Genomic DNA, 22,200 nt, shown 5'->3' on the forward strand with positions numbered 1-22,200 from the left:
AAAACATTTTTTAGGGAGGAAAGATATTATGATTATTGTACTTAAATCGGGTGCTACGGAAGAGGAAATTCAAAAAGTGGTAGATAAATTAAAGGAATATAATTATGGTGCTCATATATCAAGAGGGGAACATAGGGTTGTTATAGGTGCGATTGGGGATAAAAGAATGGAAGAGAAAGTTCTTATAATGGAACAGATAAGTTCTTTTCCATTTGTTGAACAGGTAATCCCTATATTAACATCCTATAAATTAGTTACTAAGGAATTTAATCCACAGGGTACAAAAATAAAAGTAAATCAAGTAGAAATTGGAAATGACGAGATAGTAGTTATGGCTGGCCCCTGTGCTGTAGAAAGTAGAGAACAGCTTCGTGAAATTGCTCAATTTGTTAAAGAAGTGGGTGCAAAAATTTTGAGAGGAGGCGTATTTAAACCTCGTACATCTCCTTATAGCTTTCAGGGATTAGGAGTTGAAGGGTTAAAACTTCTTTATGAGGTAAAGAATGAGTTTGATATACCAGTAATTACAGAGGTCATGGATCCGAGGGATTTAGAACTTGTAGCAGAGTATGCAGATATTATTCAGATAGGAGCAAGAAATATGCAGAACTTCACTTTATTAAAAGAGGTTGGGAAATTAAGAAAGCCCGTACTTTTAAAAAGAGGACTATCGGCAACTTTGGAGGAGTTCTTATTTGCAGCAGAATATATATTGCTTGGAGGAAACTCAGAAGTTATTCTCTGTGAAAGAGGAATAAGAACTTTTTCTGATTTTTCTAGAAATACTTTAGACCTTTCTATTGTTCCTGCCTTGAAGGAAAAAACTCATCTTCCAGTGTTTGTAGATCCAAGTCATGGAACTGGAAATTATAGGTATGTACCTAGCATGGCTAAAGCAGCAATAGCTGCAGGAGCAGATGGATTAATTATAGAGGTACATCCTCATCCTGAGAAAGCCCTCTCTGATGGTCCTCAATCGCTTACCTTTTCAGACTTCAGAAGATTAATGAGTGAACTAAAAGCTATAGCAAGTGCTGTGGGAAGAAGATTATGATAATAGGTATTATTGGGCTTGGTTTGATTGGAACATCTTTAGCTCTTTCTTTTAAGAAGGAGTTTAAAAATGTTTATTTGTGGGGTGTAGATAAAGATAATAAGGTTTTAGACTATCTTTCAGAAAGAAAGATTTTGGATGTTTTAGGAAAAGATATAACTCGGCTTAGAGATCTAATCGGAGAGTCTGATTATATATTTATTTCTGTATATCCCTCTGGAGTAGTGGACGTGGTTGAAAATCTTAAAAATTATGTAAGTGAGAAAGTTATTATTACGGATACAGCAAGTACCAAATTTAAGATTATGAATTATATGAATAGAGACGAGTTTTTAAGAAAATTGTTTATAGGAGGACATCCTCTTGCAGGAAGAGAAGTTTCTGGGCCTTTAGGAGCTGTAGATAATTTGTTTACTGGAAAGGTTTATTTTTTGTGTCCTGCTTTTGAGGTTTCTGAAGAAAAAGTTGAAGGCTTGAGAAGAATAATAGAGAAAATAAATGCATCTCCTATTATAATTGATCCTGAAAAACATGATGAAATTCTCGCTTTTACTAGTCATCTTCCTCAAATTATCGCCTATCTGTTGTCTTATGTTTCTGTAAAAGAAGATAATTTAAGCTTCTTTGGAAGTGGTTTTAAGGATACTACGAGAATATCAAAAAGTGATTATAATTTGTGGTTAGATATCTTAAAAGAGAATGATATTAAAATAAAAGAGGCTTTGGTGGAGTTTGAGAAAACTTTAAAAGATTTGATTGAGAATTTAGAAAGAAAGGATTTTGAAAAGATAAGACATATATTTAAAGATTCAAGAGAAAAAAGATTAAGATTGAGGGATTGATATGGGAAAATTATTAGTTAAAAAAAGTAAAGTCTTGAAAGGAGAAGTAGAGGTTCCTGGAGATAAATCTATCTCTCATAGAGCCTTAATTTTCTCTTCTATGGGTGAGGGAGAGAGTATAATAAGGAATTTTCTTTTCTCTCAGGATTGTATCTCTACTATGAATTGTTTAAAATCTTTGGGAGTCTCTATTGAAGTGTACGATAGTATAGTAAGGGTAAAAGGAAATGGTATAAAAGGATTCAAGGAACCTGAGAATGTTCTTGATGCAGGAAATTCAGGTACCACTATAAGGCTGCTTACAGGACTTCTAAGCGGACTTCCTGGAGTCTTTTCAGTAATTACAGGTGATTCATCTTTGAGAAGAAGACCAATGAAGAGAGTTGTAGATCCACTTAGGAAAATGGGTGCAAATATATGGGGAAGGAATAACGATAATAATCCTCCTCTTGCCATAAAAGGAGAAAAATTGGTTGGGGAGAGTCACATATTGAATGTAGCAAGTGCTCAAGTAAAGTCAGCATTATTAATTGCAGGTCTTCTTGCTGAGGGAGAAACCTGTGTTACTGAACCTTCTTTATCAAGAGATCATACTGAAAGAATGTTTCAATATCTTGGATTGCCTCTTAAAAGGGAGGGTTTAACTCTAAAAACTCATGGTATAGAAAGTTATAAGAATAAAGATTTTAATATACCTGGTGATTTTTCTTCGGCAGCCTTCATTATTGCTGCGGGATTGTTGGTAGAGGGATCTAAAGTCATTATTAAAAATGTTGGAATTAATCCTACGAGAACAGGTATGTTAGACATCCTTAAAGAGGCTGGAGCTAAGTTTAATATCATCGATACATGGGAAGATGGGGGAGAGCTTATCGGAAATTTGATGATAGAATATTCAGATTTGAAGGCCTTTGAGATAAAAGGTGATATTGTACCAACTCTTATCGATGAAGTTCCTATACTTGCTATTATAGCAACTCAAGCAAAGGGCGAGAGTATATTTAAAGATGTGGAGGAGTTAAAAGTAAAAGAGTCTGATAGAATTAAAGCTGTGGTAGATGGAATAAATAAAATGGGAGGGAAAGCAAAGGTAATTGATAATGGATTTGTAGTTTATGGTCCCACAAAGTTGAAGGGCGGGGAGATAGAGACTTATGGTGATCATAGAATTGCTATGGCTTTTGCTATTGCAGGGCTTATTGCTGATGATGAGACTATTGTGGAGAGTGACAGTATAAATATCTCCTTTCCTACTTTTACCGAAACTATTAAGAGTTTAGGGGGGAATGTTATTGAGTTACAATCCTAAATGGGCTGATGAGGATGTTTACTTCCTTGTAAAAGCAGTACTTACGTTAGAGAATGAAGAGGAAGTTTTAAGGTTTCTTGAAGATATATGTACTATTACAGAAATAAAGGAATTGGCACAAAGGTTAAAAGTTGCTAAAATGCTTTATGAGGGAAAATCTTACGAAGAGATTGAGAAGGAGACAGGAGCAAGTTCTGCTACCATAAGTAGGGTTAAGAAATTTTTACTCTATGGTGCTGAGGGGTATAAAATAGCTCTTGACAGGTTAATGAAGAACAAGGGGTAAGCCTTTTGCTTACCCCTTGTTATATAGCCAACATTTGGTCCAATGATCTTTTGATACTTCAATCTCCTCTGGTTCTTTCTCTTTGCATATATTCATAACATGTGGACATCTGGGGTGAAATCTACAACCTGTTGGTGGATTTATAAGGTTTGGAGGTTCTCCTGGGGGTACTTCTCTTAATTTAAAGCGATTTTGAGGATCTGGATCTGGTATTGCAGAAAGTAATGCCTTTGTATATGGATGTAGAGGATTGTTCAATAATTCATCAGTTTTAGCTCTTTCTACAAGATTTCCTGCGTACATTATAAAAATCCAGTTTGAAAAAGCCCTTACTGTAGCAAGATCATGGGTTATGTATATCATGCTCATGTGATGTTTTTCTTGAAGATCTCTTAGTAGTTCAAGAATCTCTATTCTTACTGAGGCGTCAAGCATAGATACTGGTTCATCCGCTATTACCAACTTTGGTCTCATGATTAGTGCTCTTGCTATTACTACTCTTTGCATTTGTCCTCCCGATATCATGTGGGGGTATTTTCCAATAAAGTCAGTTACTGGTGTGAGTTTAACTTCTTCTAAGGCTTTAAAAATCATGTCTTTTCTTTCTTGAGGAGTACCAATTTTATTTATTAGGAGTGGCTCTTCTAAAATTCTATATATTGTGAAATGAGGTGCTAAGGCTCCGAAGGGATCTTGTTGAACAAATCCTGTTTCTTTTCTATACCAACTTAGTTCTTTATAGTCTATATTGGTTATATCTTTTTCTTCAAAAAAGATCTTTCCGTCTGTAGGTTCATATAATCTTAGTATAGTTCTTCCTAAAGTTGTTTTTCCAGAACCACTTTCACCGACTAAGGAGATAGACTCTCCCTTCTTTAGTTCGAAGCTTACTCCGTCTACGGCTTTTACATAGAGTGGTTTTGCTAAGATATTCTTTCTTATTTCAAACCAAACTTTTAGATTCTCTACTTTTAGTAAGACATTATTGTTATTCATGGCTCTCACCTATATAACATTTTGCATAATGGTCTTCATCTTTTTTAAACATGGGAGGTTCTTTTTCTTTGCATATATCCATAACATACTGACATCTGGGATGGAATCTACAACCTGATGGAGGATTAATTAAGCTTGGTGGTGATCCTGGAATTGCCTTCAACTTTTTAGTGGTCTTTAAGGTGGGTACGCTATTTAAAAGCATCATGGTATAACCATGAGCTGGCGAGTTATAGAACTTCTCTGCAGGACTTATTTCTACGATTTCTCCAGCGTACATAACGGCAACTCTATCTGCAAGTTCACTTGCAGTGGCGATATCATGAGTGATGAAGATATAACTTAAGTTTAAATCCTTCTTCAAAACCTTTAAAAGATTCATTATATTTGCCTGTGTTATTACATCAAGAGCTGATGTGGGTTCATCCAGTATTACGATGCTTGGATGAGTCACAAGAGCCATAGCTATAACTACTCTTTGTTTCATTCCACCTGAAAGTTCAAAAGGATATCTTTCTGCAAAAGATTCAGGAATACCTACTAAGCTTAATATTTCTTTAGCTCTTTGATAAGCAGAAAATTTTTCCATTCCAAAGTGAACAATTAATGGCTCTGCTACTTGATGTACTATTTTTAGGATGGGATTTAGGGAGTTCATTGCTCCTTGGAAAACCATAGAGATCTTACTCCATCTTATGTTTTTTCTAAATTCCTCTTCCTTTAGAGATAGAACTTCTGTGCCATTTATATATATCTCTCCAGTTGCCTTTTCTAAATTCCTTGGAAATAATCTTAGTATTCCTCTTGCGAGGGAGCTTTTGCCACAGCCTGATTCACCTACTATAGCAAGAGTTTCTCCTTCTTTTAATTCGAAGCTCACATTTCTTACTGCCTCTAAAGGACCTTTTTGAGTTTTATATACCACTGTAAAATTATTTAGTTTAAGAACTGTGTTTGCCATGTTACCACTCCTATACTTCTTTAAGTCTTGGATTAACTATTCTATCTATAACAAAACCTAAGAGTGCAAAGGAGACAGCTAAGAGTACAATTATTAAAGACGGCTCAATTACCCAGTAATAGAATCCTTTATATAAAGCTCCATTTTGGAAGGCTTCCTCGATTATTCTTCCAAGGGTTGGTTCCGTGGGATCTAGTACTCCAAAAAGGGAGAGAATTGCTTCTAAAAATATATAAGCGGGTATGCTGATGATTAATCCAGGTATTACAGGAGGTAAAATCTTAGGAATAATGTAAAGAAATACTATTCTCATATTGCTTGCACCATAAGTTTTTGCAGCTTCTATATAGGGTAATGTTTTTACTTGTAAAACCATGGCTCTTTGAGTCTTTATTCCAGAGCCAAAAATACTAAGGATTATCAATACAATCAAAAGTTGCCAAATGGTCAATTTATAGAATAAGGAGATCATGATCATGAGGGGAAGAAAAGGCAGTAACATGTATATTTCTGTGAGTCTTTGAATAATATTATCTACCCATCCACCATACCAACCACTAATGGTAGCTAATATCAATTGTATTATGGTTATACTCAAAGATGCTCCAAGTCCAAAGGCAAGATCAATGGGTGTTCCATACAAAATACCAAGTTCTAAGGGCCTTCTCAGATGGTCCGTTCCTGCTACCCCATAAACTTTTCCGTATATTATAGGTTCTATTTGGATGGTGTCGCTTTTGTCTCCAAATTGAACTTCTATTTCAAGTCTGTAAGTTCCTTTTTTAACTTGTTGAGTTTCTATATCTCCAAAGAGTCCTTTCATAATTGTAATAGGAAAAGTGGGATAAAATCCTAATTTCTCTTTGTAGTAATCAGTAAACTTTTGTTCTATAGAGAATTCATTTCCAATGTAAAATATATCTTTATCTGCTCTTTGAGTTTTTTCAGCAAGTAAGATTCTATCTCCATAGGGGTTTATCCAGTAGATTTTTAAATTAGGTGGATTCTCCTTAAAACTGCTGTTTAGAAATATATTAAACTCACTAGGGAAATCGTCATAGGTATAGTCTATGTTATATGTATATCTTATAACTTTGGGGTTGTCTGAGATAATCTCTTCTTTTGGTTCCTTCAGGTATATATTCTTAGGTAGGTTTTTACCCGAAAAGAATGCTAGCCATGTGGGTATGGCATTTCTTGGGTATTTTAACCAAGCTTGGCTGTCGTTCCAGAGTTCTTTGGCTTTTTCATAGGGCATTCTGAGATATGCGTAGATAGACATTAGAATAAGTATGGCAAATATTAGGAGAGAAAATACTCCTGTCTTGTATCGTAATATTTCTCTAAATATTCCTTTTATGCTATAAGATGAAGTAAATTCCATGTTGTCCATTTTTATCACCTCATATTCTCACTCGAGGATCAATGAGAGCATATATAAAATCTAAAATAAGTACTGTAGCTCCAAGGAGGTAAGCGTATATTACTGTGACTCCAACTATCACAGGAGCATCAAAAGTCCCTATTGCTCTACTTAAAACCATACCAAGTCCAGGCCAATTAAATACTGCTTCTGTTACAATTGCGCCCATCCAAGAAGAGATGAGAGCAAGGGCAAAAGAAGTAATAATAGGAGGTAGGGCTGGCCTTAAAATATATCTTCTTTCTATCACCTTATCTGGCAAACCTTTTGCTTTTGCCACTTCCACATAATCTTCGGTGGAATAAATCAAGAAGAAGTTTCTCTCGCTATAGGCACTTAAAAATATGGAGCTTATAAACCAAGAGAGAACTGGTAATATCATATGCTTTGCCACATTTAATATTTTACCTAATAAGGTTGGTGGGGGAGGAAAATCAATAAAGCCTCCTGGGGGCAGTATATGAAGCCAAGAATAAAATATCATTATAAGAAATATACCATAAAACCATCCAGGAATCGTGGAAAGGGGGGAAAGATAAACTATTAACTTATCTAAGAAGGATCCATATCTTCTTGAAAGTTTCAGGCCTAAATATAAAGCAGAAAAGAAGTTAATTATGGTTATAGTTGTAAAAAGAAGAATAGATAAAGGAATTCTTTCTAAGATAATGTTTTTCACAAGCATAGAACCGCTATCACTGGTCATAGAAGAGGCAGTACCTAAGTCAAGCAGCAATGCCCTTTTTAGGTGATAAATACTTCTTATTATGAAAGGTTGGTCTAAACCTCTTCTCCTCATCTCATTCCTTACTCTATTTTCTATTATTTTTTGTTTTTGTTCGTCAGTAAATCCTCTTACAGAAGGGTCATTTCTTATTGCCATTGCTACATCCATTCTTATTTCATCTTCTATAATCTTATCTACATATCCTCCGGCATTGGCTATAACAATAGTGAGATAAATTGCTATTGCAACAGTAATAAATATAGCAATAGCTCTTTTTAAAAAGTAAATAAGAATTTTTTTAATCCCTTCTATTTTCATCAACCTCCTTTATTGTTATTTCAAAAAAAAACCCAGGGGGAAATTTCCCCCTGGGTTTATATTATACAATAATTTACTTCAAAAATTTAGCATTCTTTAAGAGAACTGTGTGAGCTACGGTGTCCGCCTTTTCTAAGTAGTAGGGACCATTACTTACCCAGAAGTGTTTGAATCTATTGTACCAGTTGGAGAGTGCATTATATCTTTCTTTAATTTCTCCTTCTTTTACATACTTGCTTAAGAAATTCTTGAATGGTAAGTAGTTATCTTTTTGGGATTTATCAAGCATTTCTTTCAATATTCCAAGGCTTGGTCCACCAATGTAATTCATCCACTCTACCTTTGTTGCTTCTGCTTTGTCAGCAGAGAAAGCAAGCTTTCCTTCTTCCTCTGCTCTAATTCCTATAGCAAGCGCATGCCATGGGAAGAGTACCGATGTGGTAGGCCATAATGCAGTAAGCTCTGCGTCAAGCTCAGCATAATTAGTATAGTATTCTATTACTAATGGGTGCTCTTTTACAATTTTCCATGCTACAAAGGACTCTCTCCAGGAGTTGAAGTAGTCAACATAGCTTTCATCATAGAGCTTACTATCTTTACTTGCTCTTTCAAAGCCTACAATAAAGTCTACAAGATAGTCTCCAAGACTTTGAACTGTTCCATCGTGATACTTCTTCTTTCCAAGCACATCCCCATAGTTTATCACTACTTTTACTTTTGCTTCTTTAACTCCTGCCTCTTTTGCTGTAATCATGGTTTGTTTCTTTGCATCCCAACCGTACCATGCATCATCAGGTACAGTTATACTCTTTACTCTTTTTACCTTGAGCCAGCTTTCGGATCCTTTGTTGGGGAAAGTAGGTACATCAGCAGTTACAGTTAGATCAGCACTTTCTATTCCAAAAAGAATTGGAAGCCCTGTGTAAGGATGATAGATCCAAGTTCTTCCAAAAGTTGCTTCCCAGAATATAGTGTCATATACCCAGTTAGATCCTGCTATCGGGTTCCATGGGTCTATAATGACTTCAGACATTCCAGCCTTTACACTTCCACCCTCTTTTCCAGCAATCCTTAAAGTATATGGCCAGGCTCTTGAGGAATTTCCACCAGCATAATCTACCGCTATATCAATATTCTTTCTTCTTGCCCATGCGGCTTTCTGGTCAATCAAGAACACTCTAACAGAATCTTTTAAGCAGAGCTCTAAAGCTTTTCTCATCAAGTAGTTTCTCTCCGCCATGGACTTGAATGTTCTTTGAGCAAGTTTGTTGGCTATATCTCTGAATGCTTTATCTGGTTTATATGCTCTCCAAAGAGGTGAGTAAGACATTTCTGAATCTGGAGTATAGAAGAATCTAAAGTTATCAGCCATATCTCTTGCTAAGACGGTAGTTATCCATCCGCCTGTATAGATATCCCACTGTCCATCTTCTGGGTTTCCTCTTACCCAGAGAGGAGAGGCTTCTCTTGAGGTCTTATACATTCTTTCTACGGTGAAACCTAATTTTTCAAGCTGATTAGCCACGTAATCTCCAATTTGCTTTCTTCTATCCTCAGTTCTTATGATAAATTTAACTACTACTGGATTTCCTTTGTAATACCATTTATTTCCTTTTAATTCTGCTCCCATTTTTTTCATTTCAGTTGTAATTATCTGTTTTCCTTTGTTAAAGTCATATTTATAAAGTTTCTCTAAATTTGCTATGGTGTCCTTGTATCTTTCATATTCTGGGAATCCTTTGTTAAGAGGTAATAGTTTTACTTCTGCAAGTCCTCCCATTATCTCGTCTACTATATATTGTCTATCAATTACAATATTCATTGCTTCTCTTATTTTTTTGTTGCTGAAAGGATTTAGCCTACCATCTTTGTAAGTAGGTCCTACTGGGTTGAAGGTTAGTTCATAGTAAAGTCCAAAAGATGTTCCGTAAGTTAGATTTGGATCTTCTTTTATTCTTCTGAAGAGTTGTGGGTCACTTATTTCATTGAAATAAATATCAATGTCTCCTTTGGACATCATTTCTACAGCCTTTGCCATATCTTTTTCAGGAATAAATGCTACTTGGTCGAGCCAGCCATTGGGGTTAACATTTAATGTTTGTGCGGGTGCAGAAAGGAGAGAGAATAAAAGTAGGGATAAAAGTAGTAATAATATCCTTGGGATACCCTTTTTCAGCATGATGCACCTCCCACCTAAATCAGATTTTAGTATTAATGATAAAAATAATTTTTGTTATTGTCAACTTAAATAATTTTTAGGCTACTTATTAGGGCACTTGGTCAGGACATAGGTGCCACTTTTAAGGAATAAAGATAAATTCTTTGTAAATAGGCCATATTGTGAGAGAAGATCTTCCATAAGAATAACAGGGAAAGAAAATATATGAGGATGAACAAGAAAATTAGAAGAGATTAACTTCTCATAAGGAGTTTTACCATCCATACCAATTCCAAAACTTGGTCTTGCTATGTTCCATGTATCCTGCCATCTTTGAGCTTTAACAAGAAACTCCTTTACATTTTTACATCTTTCTGCATGAATACCAAGGAAATACTCATCATCCTGCCTATGAGAATTTTCAACTATACCCATAAGATATTTAGCTCCCTTCGGTATTGGTTTTAGCTCTACAATCTTTCACTTCCTAAACAAAACTCCTCACCATTATCTACTCTTATACTTATTTTATGTCTCACATTATGAGCTCTCCACCACAAAACCACAAAGATAATAAAAGAGTAAGCAGTGAATATTGTTCTTGTTTTAACATCAATAATATTCCATTCATACTGAGGTAAATTAAACTTAACCAAATGATTATACACATCATTAGTAAGAGAATTTTTATCAAGGAGATGTTTAGTATCCAGTTGAAATTCTTGGAAAGGGAGAAGAGCTTCATAGAAAGTTAAGATCATAGGCTGTATCCTCCTCCTTGGAAAGGATTGAGAGATCTAAAGAAAGTGAGATTTAATTTCTTAATTATACCAAGGAGAAGAGATACAGCCTCAATTCTTTTTATCTTCTTAGCTTCATTATTATTTCTATATTCCTCATACTGGTACCTATCTCCATACCTATGTGGTTAGGCTACTTATTAGAATCTTGACAAGCTTTAAAAAAAATCATATTCTAAAATCAGTGGTTCTTGGGAAGGCGGGTGTAGCTCAGAGGTAGAGCATCGGCTTCCCAAGCCGAGGGTCGCGGGTTCAAATCCCGTCGCCCGCTCCATGTAAAAATTAAGTAATGAGGCGGCATCGCCAAGCGGCTAAGGCAGGAGATTGCAAATCTCCCATTCCCCGGTTCGAGTCCGGGTGCCGCCTCCAAATTAATGATTAAAATGGTGGGGCTGTGGCGCAGAGGGAGCGCGCTTCCATGGCACGGAAGAGGTCGGGGGTTCAAGTCCCCCCAGCTCCACCAAATTTTTTGTTAGTTTTTGAGGATTATGAATAAGTTTTTAAAATACTTATTTTTTATTTTATTGATAACTCTATTTATGCTTACTTTTGTATTAGGTAAGGACGAAGATTTATTGCTGAAACTAGCAAAGGAAAATGAGGAAAAATATTTAAAAAACCCCGACAAAAGTTATGTTTCATGGAATATAGCTGTAGATTGTTATACTAATCTTTATCAGGTCTATGGTTATACTGAGTTGAAAGAAAAACTAATTAAATTGCATATTGATGGGGCATTAATAAATAGTAAAAATCTTAATTTTTTTAATTTTCATTATGGATACTCGCCAAAGTATCCGTTAAAAGTTGCAGTATTAGACCTAACTAATTATCCTAAATTTGATTACTATCTCTTCAATAGAGTTCTTCCTTTATTTATTACTATTTATAATAATGGAGAGAAAGATATTGACCTATCAAAAGTAATTATCAGTTTAGAGAACGTTTCAAATAATCTTGAAAAAATTCTTAATAATGAAGACTCATTTAGAAAAGTGCTCGGTTATGATTTAGTATATTATCCTATAGTTAAGCTATTAAAACCTAAAGAAAGTTTCTCTTTTATTCTTCTTTTTACAAAAAACAACTTTCCTAAGCTTCTTAGATTCACCTATCAAGATATAGAGGTAAATGTAATATTTTTTGAAAACATTCCTCTTATAGAGTCTTCTTCCCCTAAGGTTTGATGCTTGATTTACATTCTTGCATGTTGATGATATAATTTTTCAACCAAAAAGGAGGGATTTTTGTTGTTTGAAATAATATTGAAAAAACAGTTAGCGCCTAATGTAAAATTAATTGAGGTGAAGACTCCTCTTATAGCCAAAAAGGCTTTGCCTGGACAGTTTGTGATTTTGAGAGTGCATGAAAAAGGAGAAAGAATACCCCTTACTATTGCTGATAAAAACTTAGAGAAAGAGAGCATAACGATAGTCTTTCAAGAGGTCGGAAAGACAACGAAACTCTTAGGAAGGTTAGGAGTAGGGGATAAGATTTCTGATATTGTGGGTCCTCTTGGAAATCCAAGTGAGATAGAAAAGTTTGGAGTTGTTATAGGAGTTGGTGGAGGAGTAGGCATAGCTGCTCTTTATCCTATTTTAAAGGGTTTAAAAGAGAAGGGAAACTATGTCATTAGTATAATTGGTGGAAGAAGTTCTGACTATGTAATATTTAGAGAAGAGATTAAGAATATTAGTGATGAAATTTATATAACTACCGATGATGGAAGTTTAGGGAGAAAAGGATTAGTTACTGATGTGCTAAAAGAGATCCTCGAAGAAAGGAAAATAGATAGAATATGGGCTGTTGGCCCAACTATAATGATGAAGGTAGTTTCTGATCTTACTAAAAATTATGGTGTTCCCACTATTGTAAGTTTAAATCCCATTATGGTGGATGGTACAGGAATGTGTGGTGGGTGTAGGGTTACAGTAGGAGATAAAATTAAATTTACTTGTATAGATGGTCCTGAATTTGATGGTCACCTGGTTGATTTTGATGAATTATTGGCAAGGTTAAAGACATATAAGGAAGAAGAAGCCTTAGCTTTAAGATTATTTGAGGAAAGTGAGGTAGGTAAGGTTGGCCATAGTAAAAACTAAGACTCCAATTCCAGAACAACCTGTAGAGGAGAGGATTAAAAATTTTGATGAGGTTGCTCTTGGTTATACGGAAGAACAAGCTCTAATAGAAGCAAGTAGGTGTTTGCAGTGTAAAGATGCCCCTTGTGTAAAAGGTTGTCCAGTTAACATTGATATTCCTGGTTTTATAAGATTGATTAAAGAAAAGAAATATGATGAAGCGATAAAAAAGATAAAGGAAAGTAATAATCTTCCTGCAACTACAGGAAGAGTTTGTCCACAGGAAACTCAGTGTGAAGCTCTTTGTACTCTTAAAAAAGTAGGAGAACCTGTAGCTATTGGTAGGCTTGAAAGATTCGTAGCAGATTATGAGCTAAACAAAGGTTATGAAATACCACCAATAGTAAAAAAATATGATAAAAAGGTTGCAGTTGTAGGTTCAGGACCTGCAGGACTTACTGTTGCTGGTGATTTAGCAAGAATGGGGATTAAGGTTTCAATTTTTGAAGCTTTTCATGAGCCAGGTGGTGTCTTAATTTATGGAATTCCAGAATTTAGACTTCCTAAGAGAATAGTTAGAGCTGAGGTGGAGTATATAAAAAGTCTCGGTGTTGAGATTTTTACTAATGTAGTTGTGGGCAGAAGCGTTACTATAGATGAACTCTTAAAAGAATATGATGCGGTTTTTATTGGGACCGGAGCTGGAGCTCCTCAGTTTCTGAATATTCCTGGAGAGAATTTGATTGGTATATACTCTGCAAATGAGTTTCTGACTAGGGTAAATTTGATGAAGGCTTATAAATTTCCAGAATATGATACTCCTATAAAGATAGGAAAGATAGTTGGAGTTATCGGGGGAGGTAATGTGGCTATGGATGCTGCAAGGACTGCTTTAAGGCTTGGGGCAAAGGAGGTACACATACTTTACCGAAGAACAGAAGAGGAGATGCCAGCAAGATATGAGGAGATAGTACACGCAAAGGAAGAGGGTATAATATTTAACTTTTTAGTCTCTCCTGTAAAATTTGTAGGTGATGAGAAAGGGCATCTTATAGGAATAGAGCTTCAGAGGATGACCTTAGGAGAACCTGATAGTAGTGGAAGGAGAAGACCTATTCCTATAGAAGGATCTAATTTTGTATTCCCTATTGATATGGCTATAGTAGCTATTGGAACTGTACCTAATCCTCTAATAAGTATGACTACGCCAGGTCTTTCAGTTAATAAAAACGGCACTATATTGATAGATAAAGAGACAGGAAAGACTTCTAAAGATAGGGTTTTGGCAGGTGGGGATGTGGCGAGTGGTTCTGCAACGGTAATCAATGCTATGGGAGCAGGGAAGATTGCTGCTAAAAGTATATTTAAATTGTTAACGGAGGAGTGAAGCTCTTTGGATAAAAAGGAATATTTAGTGGCTCTAAGAAGAATTGAGGGACAGGTAAGAGGACTTCAAAGGATGATAGAGGAAGAGAGGGATTGTAAAGAGATAATCTCTCAAATTGCTGCAGTAAGGTCTGCTTTAAAGAGAGTTGGTATATTAATAGTTGAAGAATATGCTAAGAAATGTATTGTCAGTGGTGAGGATGCAGAAAATGAAATAAGTGAACTCTTAAAAGATTTACAGTCTCTTTTTTGAACTTTCTTCACTATTTGACTTGAGTTTAGAAAAATGGTTATAATCTCATAAAGAGTGCGCCCGTAGCTCAACAGGATAGAGCGGCGGACTACGAATCCGTAGGTTAGAGGTTCAAGTCCTCTCGGGCGCACCAAAAATTTAGGGGAGAGGGTTATGCCGCTAACAGGAAATTTAAGAGAGTTTGACCTTGTATCTCTACTCCAAATACTTTCAGGGAAATTTGCCACAGGAAGGCTTTTAATTAATAAACCCTTTAAAAAGGGTGTTCTTTATTTAAAAGAGGGAAGGGTCATTAATTCGGAAGTTGGTAAATTAAAAGGAATGCCTGGTTTTTTAGAGCTTTTTACTTGGGAAGATGGAACTTTTGAATTCTTAGAGGAGAATGTTTCTAATGTTCCCACTTTGATAAATATGTCCTCTGAGGCATTAATACTTGAGGCTGCTAGGATTATGGATGAGTGGCAGGAGAAAAGAAAAAAGATAGGATCTTTAACTTGTGTACCTTTTTTTCCAGATCCTTCTCGAGCAATTCCATCATCAGTGCAGGTTTTATTATTAAGAAAAGATCCTGAGAGTATGACTTCGGAAGAGAAGGAAAAATTTATTTTATCGAATATTGATGGTAGAAGAGATTTTGCAACCATAGCTAGGATTAGTGGTCTTGGAACATTACTTGCTATTGATGTTATATTAAATGCTTTAGAAGAAGGAAGAATAGCATTGAGGGATCTTGTGAATTTACAATATGTAGTTCCTGAGAAGATAGGAAATGTAACTTCTAATGATCCTGCTGTTCAGAAAATGTTAAAAGTTATGGATGGAAAAATGAACATGGAAAAAATCCTCTTGGAAATTGAAGAAGAAAGAGGTAAAATTATACCGGAGTTGGTCAAGTTGGTTAAGGCAGGAAGAGTGAGATTGAAAGAAGGAGTTGAATATTTACCAAGACTATCACAGGAGAATTTATATCCGTCATGAGATATGATGTTATTATAGTTGGTGGCGGTCCTGCAGGAATATTTAGTGCTATATCTTTAGTGAGGGGTAAAAAGCCCCTCAAAGTTTTGCTTGTAGAAAAAGGAGAACTTACAAGCAAAAGAGTGTGTCCTGCTATAGTTAATAGACAGGGATGTGTACTCTGTCCTCGTTGTAATATTGTTTCTGGTTGGGGTGGTGCTGGGGCTTTTAGTGATGGAAAACTTACCTTTTCCACAGAAGTGGGGGGGTGGTTAAAAGATTATATTGGGGAAGAAAAACTTTTGAGGTTAATGGAAGAAGTTAATAATATTTATACCGAATTCGGGGCAGATCAGCCTGTTATAAAGCCTGATCCAGAGAAATTTGCTTATTTCCAAAGGAAGGCTATTGCTGCTGATTTAAGGCTGGTCTATTTTGCTGTGAGACATCTTGGTACAGAGAAGTGTGCGCCTATCCTTCTTAACATGTATGAATACTTAAAAGACAAGGTAGATATTATTTTAGGCAAACAGGTTTCAAAAATACTAGTGGAAAATGGAAAAGCTAAAGGGGTAGAACTGGAGGATGGAAAAATTTATTATGCTGATTATGTGATAGTAGCACCTGGAAGAGAAGGAGCCAAATGGTTTACCGAAGAGGGGCAAAGGATTGGGCTTTCGTGGGTAATAAATCCTGTGGATATAGGAGTAAGAGTTGAGATTCCTGCTGCAGTGATGAAGGAATTAACTGATGAACTTTATGAGGCGAAATTTATTTACTATACAAAAACCTTTGATGATAAGGTAAGGACTTTTTGCATGAATCCTTATGGCGAGGTAGTAATGGAACAAAATGAAGGTATTATTTCTGTAAATGGACATAGTTTTGCAGAAAAGAAAACTGAAAATACTAATTTTGCTATATTGGTGTCTAAGAATTTTACTGAGCCCTTTAAAGATCCTATTGCCTATGGTAGGGCTATAGGAAGTCTTGCAAATCTTCTGAGTAACGGAGTAATCCTTCAAAGACTTGGAGATCTCTTAGCTGGAAGGAGATCTACTTGGGATAGATTACAAAAAGGCATGGTGGTTCCTACTTTGAAAGATGCTGTGCCTGGAGATTTGAGTTTGGTATTACCATACAGGTATTTGGTAGACATTATAGAAATGATCCGAGCTTTGGATAAAGTAACTCCAGGAATATACTCAAGACATACTTTACTTTATGGCGTAGAAGTTAAGTTCTATTCTGCAAGGGTAAAACTTAATTCTTCTCTGGAAACGGAGATTAAAAATCTCTTTGCAATCGGAGATGGAGCTGGAATCACAAGAGGGCTTATGCAGGCTTCTGTCTCTGGACTTTTAGTGGGTCAGGAAATTCTTAAAAGAATGTCTCTTCTATCAGATATATCAGAAGTTCGTAATTAAGTTTGGATCTTTGTAGGCGAATTTTCCTTTTGAAATTGTGCCTAAAACTCTTATATTTAGTAATTCCTCTTTATTCTTGATTTCGAAAGGATCTTTTTCTAAAATCACTAGGTCTGCATCCTTACCTTTTTCTATAGATCCTTTTTCCTTTTCAAGGAATCCTATATAAGCGCTATTGTAAGTAAACATTTTAATCGCCTCTTCCAAAGTTATGCTTTCCTCTTCATTAGGATGGTTTATGGCAGAATAGATTCCTAAGAAGGGATCCATAGGCGTTACAGAACTGTCAGATCCTCCTCCTGCAACTATATTTTCATTTAGAATGCTTCTTAGAGGTATAATTCTTTTTGCTCTTTCTTTTCCAAGGAGCTGTTCATAAAGTTTTCCCTCTCCTCCCCAAAAGTATAGAAAGCTTGGTTGGAGAGATAAAGTTAAATTTAGTTGGGATACAATTTTTATGTGTTCTTTTTGAGGTAGTTCAAAGTGTTCTATGCGATGTCGATGATCTTCTTTAGGCATCTCTTTAAGTACTCTTTGATATGCTTTCAAAAGCAGATCTATACCTCGGTCTCCTACTGCATGAAATGCAATTTGTAAGTCCTCTTTATGGGCTGTTTTTATAAAATTTGAGAGGGACTCAATATCCCAAAAAAGGACACCATGACCTTGATTAGTTAAGTAAGGTTCAGAAATGGCAGCGGTAAGGGTGCTTATAGAGCCATCAACTAATAAACATCCACCTATTCTTTTTAAGCCTAAGTCTTTTACTTTTTTTATAGAAGTAGTTTGATAGTAAATAATCACATCTATAGGAAAATATTGTTTCAGTCCTAAGAGGAGTTGCGGAGAGTTAGGAGGTGAGGTATAACCTCCTTCAAGGGCATGGATAGTTGTTATTCCCTTTTCTGCTGCTTTTTTTAAGGTTTTTATTAATCCCTTTACTAATAAAGATGGATCAATACTTTGATAAGCTTTACCTATGGCAATCTGATGATCTCTTTCTTTGATTAATCCATTGATAGGTGAAATTTCTATCTCTAAAAGTCTCAATCCTAATGAGTTAATTATGCTTGAATGTGCATCTTTTCTTATTATTAAAACTGGGTGATTTGGGAAGTACCTGTCAAGTTCTTCTTGAGTTATATTTCTTTTCTCTTCCAGATTAGTAGGATCGAATTCTTTTGCGATGATCCATTCACCTTCAGGGAGTGAATCTCTCAGAGCTTCTAAAGTCTTTATTATCTCCTTTAAGGATGTAAAGGAACTCAAATCTACTGATATTTCATTCATAGCCGTAGATGTAAGGTGAACATGAGAATCGATAAAGCCAGGAAGTATAATATAATTTGATAGGTCTAAGATGGGTAATGTATTTTCATTAATAATCAAATTATTTCCTAGTTCAGAAATTTTACCATTATCAACTATTATAAAATTGTATATATTTTTTTTAGAGTCAAAAGTATAAATTTTTTTAGCTTTAATAAAATATTTTTTCATAAAAAGTCCTTTTTCTTATTGATTTTTTTTGCTAAGGTATTATATCACAAAAGTATAATTATTTTGACAAAGGAATAATTTTAAATTAAACTGTTAATTGATGGAAAGGAGTACGCAGAAAATGCAAAGAGAAACAAGACAAAGAAGATTAATAATGGAGATCCTCTCAAATAGCATGGATCATCCTGACGCTCTTACCGTTTTTAGAAGAGCGCAAGATAGAAAAGCTAAGGTAAGTATTGGTACCGTATATAGAACTTTAGAGCTTTTGGTAAAAGAAGGGAAGGCTTTAAAGTTTTATGATGCCAATGCTATTGCAAGATATGACGCAAAAACCGAATTTCATCACCATTTGATTTGTAAAGTCTGTGGAAAGGTGCAAGACTTAGATGCATCACTTTTTAAGAGTGAGCATATGGTAAAAGAAATCGAAGAAAAAACTCATTTCAAAAATATAGAATATCATTTGACTATTTATGGCATTTGCGAAGAGTGTGCGAAAGCGGGGAATTAGTGAAAATTGAATAAAAGAGAAAGGTTAGAGAAAATAAAGGAAATACTTAAGAAAAGAAATATAAGTAGCCAAAAGGAACTAATGGAGGCTCTAAAAGAGGAAGGAATTTACGTGGTACAAGCTACTCTTTCAAGGGATCTCAAGGAGCTAGGAGTAATAAGACAGAGTTCAGATCTTGGGAAGAGATATATTGTACCAGAGAATACTATAAATGTATCTTCTCTTAAAGATTTATTCCATAGGGTAGTTGTGAATATAGACTTTGCAGAAAATCTAATATTGGTTAAGACCCTTCCTGGTAATGCACAGGCTGTTGCCTTTCTTCTTGATAATTATCTAAACAGTTATGATTATTTTGTGGGAAGTGTGGCAGGAGACGATACTATATTGATAGTATTAAGAAGTAAAGATAAGACTCAAGAAGCATTAGAGAGGTTAGAAGAACTTAGGAAATAATGGCAAGGATAAAGAAAGAAACCACCTACCTTTTAGAGGAACTAAAAGATTACGTACCTTATTTATCCTTAATCTCAGATCTACTAAGTGCTGATATTTATCTATATCAACCTATTACTGATCTATCTGCAGTTATTTTGATTGCTGAAGCTCATCCCAAACTGGTGCCTCCTCTTTCTTTGAGACAAGAAGTAGGAAAACTAATATTTTTAGAGGATGATCCTAATCTATTTGAAGTTATAAATACTGGAAAGCAGAAGGTAGTAAAAAGCGGTATTATAATTGGTGGATTTCCGGTAGAGGAAGAGATTCACCCAATTAAGAAGGATAATAGTATAATAGGACTTTTGAAAGTTCAGAGAAATCTTCTAGTACATGGTGAATTTCCATACAATTCAAGAAGCTATAAGGAAACATCTCAATGGCTAATCAGAAATCTCACAAGATTTAAACTTAGTTGGAAGGGTTATAATGAACCGTTGATAGAAGGGGAAGGAATTATGATTTTAGATAGAGATGGGATTGTTCTCTTTGCAAATATGTCTGCAGTTAGACTGTTTAGAACCTTAGGAGAAGTGGGAAATATCTGGGGAAAAAAGATAAAAGATTCCTTCTTCTATAAGTACATAGAAAATTTTGTTGAGACTGGAATACCGAGGGTTTATGGAGAAGAGACTTTTGAGGAATACGATGAGGAGACGAGAAGTTTCTATAGGAGAATTTTTCCATTAACTAAAGGAGATCAAAATTTGTGGAGGCTGTTTTATTTGGTGAGAGAGACAACCGAGATTAAGCAGAAGGAAAGAGAGTTAAAGTTTAAATCTGTGTTGATAAAAGAAATTCATCACAGAGTAAAAAATAATCTACAAACTATTGCTAGTTTGTTGAGAATTCAAATGAGAAGACTTGATTCTGAGAGTGCAAAGCATGCACTTCAGGAAAGCATAAATAGGATAAATAGTATTGCTTATGTACACGAATCTCTCTCTAAATTTGAAGAGGATAGAGTCGATATAATTGAAGTTGCCGAAAAACTTCTTAATGCTTTTAAGCAGACTTATGAGCATTTGCCTTGTAGATTTGGTTTTTATAAGAATAAAAAGAGTATCTTTTTATCCTCTAAAAAGGCCACATCGGTAAGTTTAATTATGAATGAGCTTTTACAAAATGCAGTAAAACATGGGGCTTATGAGGATTTGGAAGCGGAGATTAATTTATATATTTATCAAGAAAATCAGGATATAATATTAATGGTGGAAAATAAAGTTTTGAAAAGTGAAGACATATCTTTTGATGTTTCCTTTTCAAAAGGGAGTTTAGGGTTTCAATTAATAAATATTCTTAATGAGGAAATAAAAGGAAAGCTTGAAATAGACAAAAAAACAAATGGTTTAATTATAAAAATAACATTTCCAAAAGGAGAAGAAGATGCCTAAGTATTATATCATAACTTATGGTTGCCAAATGAATAAGTCTGATTCAGAAAAAGTAGCAGGAATTCTTGAAAATCTTGGATATACTCCATCGGAGAAGATGGAGGAGGCAGATATTATTTTATTAAATACTTGTTCTGTTAGGGAAAGAGCCGAGGAAAAGGTCTTTGGGAAACTTGGTGAGTTAAGAAAGCTTAAGAAGAGAAATCAGAATCTCTTGATAGGAATATTTGGCTGTATGGCTCAAAGAATGAAAGAGGAGCTTATTGAAAAATTTCCTCATGTGGATTTTGTACTTGGAAGTTATAAGTTTACGGAGCTTCCTAAGATTTTAGAGAGCTTAGATGGTAAGAAAAAGGTTGTACTTGCTGAGGATATTCCAAGTCCACAGGATGTGGATTTTAGAGTTATAAAGCGAGAGAATAAATTTCAAGCCTGGATACCAATAATCTATGGATGTAATAATTTCTGCACTTATTGTATTGTGCCATATTTACGTGGAAGGGAGAAAAGTAGAGATCCTGAAGAGATAATAAGGGAAGTTGAATATTTGGCAAGTCAAGGGGTAGTTGAGGTTACCCTACTTGGACAGAATGTAGACTCTTATGGTAAAGATCTTGGAAATGTTGACTTAGCAGATCTACTTGTGGAAATTCACAGGATTCCAAGAATAAAAAGGATAAGATTTCTTACTTCTCATCCAAGGGATGTTTCAGATAAACTGATTAGGGTTGTTGCTACACATCCAAAGGTATGTCCACATTGGCATCTTCCCTTACAGGCAGGCTCTGATAGGATCTTAAGAAGGATGGGAAGAGGATACACTTATAGTGAATATAAAGCCTTAATTGAAAAAATAAGGGCAGAGATTCCAAAGGCTTCTTTTTCCACAGATATTATTGTTGGCTTTCCAGGAGAGGAAGAAGAGGACTTTTTAGCTACAAGAAGAGCTTTAGAAGAGATAAAATTCGATACAGTTAATCTTGCTATTTATTCTAAGAGGCCAGGAACTCCTGCTGCAAATTATGAAGATCTTATACCTTATGAAACTAAAAAAAGATGGTTTGATGAACTTGAGAATTTACAAAGAAAAATAATATATGAGAAAAATCTTTCTAGGGTTGGAAAAGAAGAGATAGTGCTTGCAGAAGAGGTCAATCCTAAGAATCCAAGAGAGCTTTCTGGAAGAACAGAGAATTATAGGTTAGTATTTTTTGAGGCAGAGAAAGAATTGATAGGTAAGTTTCTCCTGGTGAAAATTACCGAAGCAAGGCTCTGGTCATTAAAAGGAGAAGTTATAAGAGAGGTTGATTTATAGT

At 35.1% G+C, this 22,200-nt stretch carries 20 protein-coding genes, 4 tRNA genes and 1 pseudogene; 18 read left to right on the forward strand and 7 right to left on the reverse strand.

Annotated elements, in window-relative coordinates; genetic code table 11:
- Positions 1 to 28: 28 nt before the first annotated feature.
- The 4 genes from aroF to DICTH_RS04420 are packed head-to-tail and all read left to right on the forward strand — an operon-like array spanning position 29 to position 3,491.
- Positions 29 to 1,054 (forward strand): 3-deoxy-7-phosphoheptulonate synthase, encoded by a 1,026-nt coding sequence (aroF, locus tag DICTH_RS04405; protein WP_012548365.1) that lies wholly within the window; start codon positions 29 to 31, stop codon positions 1,052 to 1,054.
- Positions 1,051 to 1,896 (forward strand): prephenate dehydrogenase, encoded by an 846-nt coding sequence (locus DICTH_RS04410; protein WP_012547426.1) that lies wholly within the window; start codon positions 1,051 to 1,053, stop codon positions 1,894 to 1,896. The genes aroF and DICTH_RS04410 overlap by 4 nt, the downstream gene beginning before the upstream one ends.
- 1 nt (position 1,897) lies before the next feature.
- Entirely contained in the window at positions 1,898 to 3,205 is a 1,308-nt protein-coding gene (gene aroA / locus DICTH_RS04415; RefSeq protein WP_012546953.1) for a 3-phosphoshikimate 1-carboxyvinyltransferase, read from the forward strand.
- Positions 3,189 to 3,491 (forward strand): YerC/YecD family TrpR-related protein, encoded by a 303-nt coding sequence (locus DICTH_RS04420; protein ID WP_012548126.1) that lies wholly within the window; start codon positions 3,189 to 3,191, stop codon positions 3,489 to 3,491. The genes aroA and DICTH_RS04420 overlap by 17 nt, the downstream gene beginning before the upstream one ends.
- A gap of 9 nt (positions 3,492 to 3,500) precedes the next feature.
- On the opposite strand, the gene DICTH_RS04425 is transcribed toward DICTH_RS04420, so the two are convergent.
- From DICTH_RS04425 to DICTH_RS10280, 6 genes and pseudogenes are all read right to left on the reverse strand, one after another.
- Positions 3,501 to 4,487, reverse strand: a complete 987-nt coding sequence (locus DICTH_RS04425; protein ID WP_012548682.1) for an ABC transporter ATP-binding protein — start codon at positions 4,485 to 4,487, stop codon at positions 3,501 to 3,503.
- The gene (locus tag DICTH_RS04430) at positions 4,480 to 5,448 is read right to left on the reverse strand and encodes an ABC transporter ATP-binding protein (RefSeq protein ID WP_012547827.1); all 969 of its coding nucleotides are present in this window, start codon (positions 5,446 to 5,448) and stop codon (positions 4,480 to 4,482) included. The genes DICTH_RS04425 and DICTH_RS04430 overlap by 8 nt, the downstream gene beginning before the upstream one ends.
- 10 nt (positions 5,449 to 5,458) lie before the next feature.
- Entirely contained in the window at positions 5,459 to 6,841 is a 1,383-nt protein-coding gene (locus DICTH_RS04435) for an ABC transporter permease (protein ID WP_012547531.1), read from the reverse strand.
- A 10-nt stretch (positions 6,842 to 6,851) separates the two neighbouring features.
- Positions 6,852 to 7,916 carry an ABC transporter permease gene (locus tag DICTH_RS04440; protein ID WP_012548664.1) on the reverse strand — a complete coding sequence of 355 codons (1,065 nt, stop codon included), beginning with the start codon at positions 7,914 to 7,916 and terminating at the stop codon, positions 6,852 to 6,854.
- A gap of 73 nt (positions 7,917 to 7,989) precedes the next feature.
- Positions 7,990 to 10,095: an ABC transporter substrate-binding protein gene (locus DICTH_RS04445; protein WP_012547144.1), complete on the reverse strand. Its 2,106-nt coding sequence runs from the start codon at positions 10,093 to 10,095 to the stop codon at positions 7,990 to 7,992.
- An 81-nt stretch (positions 10,096 to 10,176) separates the two neighbouring features.
- Positions 10,177 to 10,820, reverse strand: a pseudogene (locus DICTH_RS10280) (IS481 family transposase); the annotation flags it as partial.
- A 253-nt stretch (positions 10,821 to 11,073) separates the two neighbouring features.
- Between DICTH_RS10280 and DICTH_RS04460 the strand changes: the two are divergent.
- The 10 genes from DICTH_RS04460 to DICTH_RS04505 all read left to right on the forward strand — a co-directional run bounded on the left by DICTH_RS04460 (position 11,074) and on the right by DICTH_RS04505 (position 16,978).
- Positions 11,074 to 11,148: transfer RNA gene (locus DICTH_RS04460), tRNA-Gly, on the forward strand.
- Positions 11,149 to 11,167: 19 nt separating this feature from the next.
- A tRNA-Cys gene (locus DICTH_RS04465) sits at positions 11,168 to 11,243 on the forward strand.
- A 19-nt stretch (positions 11,244 to 11,262) separates the two neighbouring features.
- A tRNA-Ala gene (locus DICTH_RS04470) sits at positions 11,263 to 11,337 on the forward strand.
- Between the two features lie 25 nt (positions 11,338 to 11,362).
- Entirely contained in the window at positions 11,363 to 12,061 is a 699-nt protein-coding gene (locus DICTH_RS04475) for a hypothetical protein (RefSeq protein ID WP_012547771.1), read from the forward strand.
- 63 nt (positions 12,062 to 12,124) lie between these two features.
- Positions 12,125 to 12,976 (forward strand): sulfide/dihydroorotate dehydrogenase-like FAD/NAD-binding protein, encoded by an 852-nt coding sequence (locus DICTH_RS04480; RefSeq protein WP_012548721.1) that lies wholly within the window; start codon positions 12,125 to 12,127, stop codon positions 12,974 to 12,976.
- Entirely contained in the window at positions 12,957 to 14,342 is a 1,386-nt protein-coding gene (gene gltA, locus DICTH_RS04485) for an NADPH-dependent glutamate synthase (protein ID WP_012547638.1), read from the forward strand. The genes DICTH_RS04480 and gltA overlap by 20 nt, the downstream gene beginning before the upstream one ends.
- A gap of 6 nt (positions 14,343 to 14,348) precedes the next feature.
- Complete coding sequence (locus DICTH_RS04490) at positions 14,349 to 14,594, forward strand: metal-sensitive transcriptional regulator (RefSeq protein ID WP_012548252.1); 246 nt, start codon at positions 14,349 to 14,351, stop codon at positions 14,592 to 14,594.
- 56 nt (positions 14,595 to 14,650) lie between these two features.
- Positions 14,651 to 14,727, forward strand: a tRNA-Arg gene (locus DICTH_RS04495).
- 20 nt (positions 14,728 to 14,747) lie between these two features.
- A complete protein-coding gene (locus DICTH_RS04500; RefSeq protein WP_012547231.1) occupies positions 14,748 to 15,572 on the forward strand; it encodes a DUF4388 domain-containing protein in 825 nt (274 codons plus the stop codon).
- Complete coding sequence (locus tag DICTH_RS04505) at positions 15,569 to 16,978, forward strand: NAD(P)/FAD-dependent oxidoreductase (RefSeq protein ID WP_012546983.1); 1,410 nt, start codon at positions 15,569 to 15,571, stop codon at positions 16,976 to 16,978. Before DICTH_RS04500 ends, DICTH_RS04505 begins: the two co-directional genes overlap by 4 nt.
- Here the strand turns inward: DICTH_RS04505 and DICTH_RS04510 are convergent.
- Complete coding sequence (locus DICTH_RS04510; RefSeq protein WP_012548055.1) at positions 16,961 to 18,478, reverse strand: amidohydrolase; 1,518 nt, start codon at positions 18,476 to 18,478, stop codon at positions 16,961 to 16,963. The genes DICTH_RS04505 and DICTH_RS04510 overlap by 18 nt on opposite strands.
- 121 nt (positions 18,479 to 18,599) lie before the next feature.
- Between DICTH_RS04510 and DICTH_RS04515 the strand changes: the two genes are divergently transcribed.
- Genes DICTH_RS04515 through miaB form a run of 4 tightly spaced genes read left to right on the forward strand, consistent with a single transcriptional unit; the run spans position 18,600 to position 22,199 of the window.
- Complete coding sequence (locus tag DICTH_RS04515; RefSeq protein ID WP_012548241.1) at positions 18,600 to 18,992, forward strand: Fur family transcriptional regulator; 393 nt, start codon at positions 18,600 to 18,602, stop codon at positions 18,990 to 18,992.
- A gap of 6 nt (positions 18,993 to 18,998) precedes the next feature.
- Positions 18,999 to 19,448 (forward strand): arginine repressor, encoded by a 450-nt coding sequence (gene argR, locus DICTH_RS04520; RefSeq protein ID WP_012547372.1) that lies wholly within the window; start codon positions 18,999 to 19,001, stop codon positions 19,446 to 19,448.
- A complete protein-coding gene (locus DICTH_RS04525) occupies positions 19,448 to 20,884 on the forward strand; it encodes a sensor histidine kinase (RefSeq protein WP_012548458.1) in 1,437 nt (478 codons plus the stop codon). Before argR ends, DICTH_RS04525 begins: the two co-directional genes overlap by 1 nt.
- Positions 20,877 to 22,199, forward strand: a complete 1,323-nt coding sequence (gene miaB, locus DICTH_RS04530; protein WP_012547682.1) for a tRNA (N6-isopentenyl adenosine(37)-C2)-methylthiotransferase MiaB — start codon at positions 20,877 to 20,879, stop codon at positions 22,197 to 22,199. Before DICTH_RS04525 ends, miaB begins: the two co-directional genes overlap by 8 nt.
- The last annotated feature ends 1 nt before the right edge of the window (position 22,200 follow it).

The organism is Dictyoglomus thermophilum H-6-12 (assembly GCF_000020965.1).
Taxonomy (GTDB): Bacteria; Dictyoglomota; Dictyoglomia; order Dictyoglomales; family Dictyoglomaceae; genus Dictyoglomus; species Dictyoglomus thermophilum.

What these genes read in the sequence shown, in the direction of transcription:
- aroF (WP_012548365.1), top strand. Translation starts at nt 29, where the DNA reads ATGATTATTGTACTTAAATCGGGTGCTACGGAAGAGGAAATTCAAAAA.
- DICTH_RS04410 (WP_012547426.1), top strand. Translation starts at nt 1,051, where the DNA reads ATGATAATAGGTATTATTGGGCTTGGTTTGATTGGAACATCTTTAGCT.
- aroA (WP_012546953.1), top strand. Translation starts at nt 1,898, where the DNA reads ATGGGAAAATTATTAGTTAAAAAAAGTAAAGTCTTGAAAGGAGAAGTA.
- DICTH_RS04425 (WP_012548682.1), bottom strand. Translation starts at nt 4,487, where the DNA reads ATGAATAACAATAATGTCTTACTAAAAGTAGAGAATCTAAAAGTTTGG.
- DICTH_RS04430 (WP_012547827.1), bottom strand. Translation starts at nt 5,448, where the DNA reads ATGGCAAACACAGTTCTTAAACTAAATAATTTTACAGTGGTATATAAA.
- DICTH_RS04435 (WP_012547531.1), bottom strand. Translation starts at nt 6,841, where the DNA reads ATGGACAACATGGAATTTACTTCATCTTATAGCATAAAAGGAATATTT.
- DICTH_RS04440 (WP_012548664.1), bottom strand. Translation starts at nt 7,916, where the DNA reads ATGAAAATAGAAGGGATTAAAAAAATTCTTATTTACTTTTTAAAAAGA.
- DICTH_RS04445 (WP_012547144.1), bottom strand. Translation starts at nt 10,095, where the DNA reads ATGCTGAAAAAGGGTATCCCAAGGATATTATTACTACTTTTATCCCTA.
- DICTH_RS04475 (WP_012547771.1), top strand. Translation starts at nt 11,363, where the DNA reads ATGAATAAGTTTTTAAAATACTTATTTTTTATTTTATTGATAACTCTA.
- DICTH_RS04500 (WP_012547231.1), top strand. Translation starts at nt 14,748, where the DNA reads ATGCCGCTAACAGGAAATTTAAGAGAGTTTGACCTTGTATCTCTACTC.
- DICTH_RS04505 (WP_012546983.1), top strand. Translation starts at nt 15,569, where the DNA reads ATGAGATATGATGTTATTATAGTTGGTGGCGGTCCTGCAGGAATATTT.
- DICTH_RS04510 (WP_012548055.1), bottom strand. Translation starts at nt 18,478, where the DNA reads ATGAAAAAATATTTTATTAAAGCTAAAAAAATTTATACTTTTGACTCT.
- DICTH_RS04515 (WP_012548241.1), top strand. Translation starts at nt 18,600, where the DNA reads ATGCAAAGAGAAACAAGACAAAGAAGATTAATAATGGAGATCCTCTCA.
- DICTH_RS04525 (WP_012548458.1), top strand. Translation starts at nt 19,448, where the DNA reads ATGGCAAGGATAAAGAAAGAAACCACCTACCTTTTAGAGGAACTAAAA.
- miaB (WP_012547682.1), top strand. Translation starts at nt 20,877, where the DNA reads ATGCCTAAGTATTATATCATAACTTATGGTTGCCAAATGAATAAGTCT.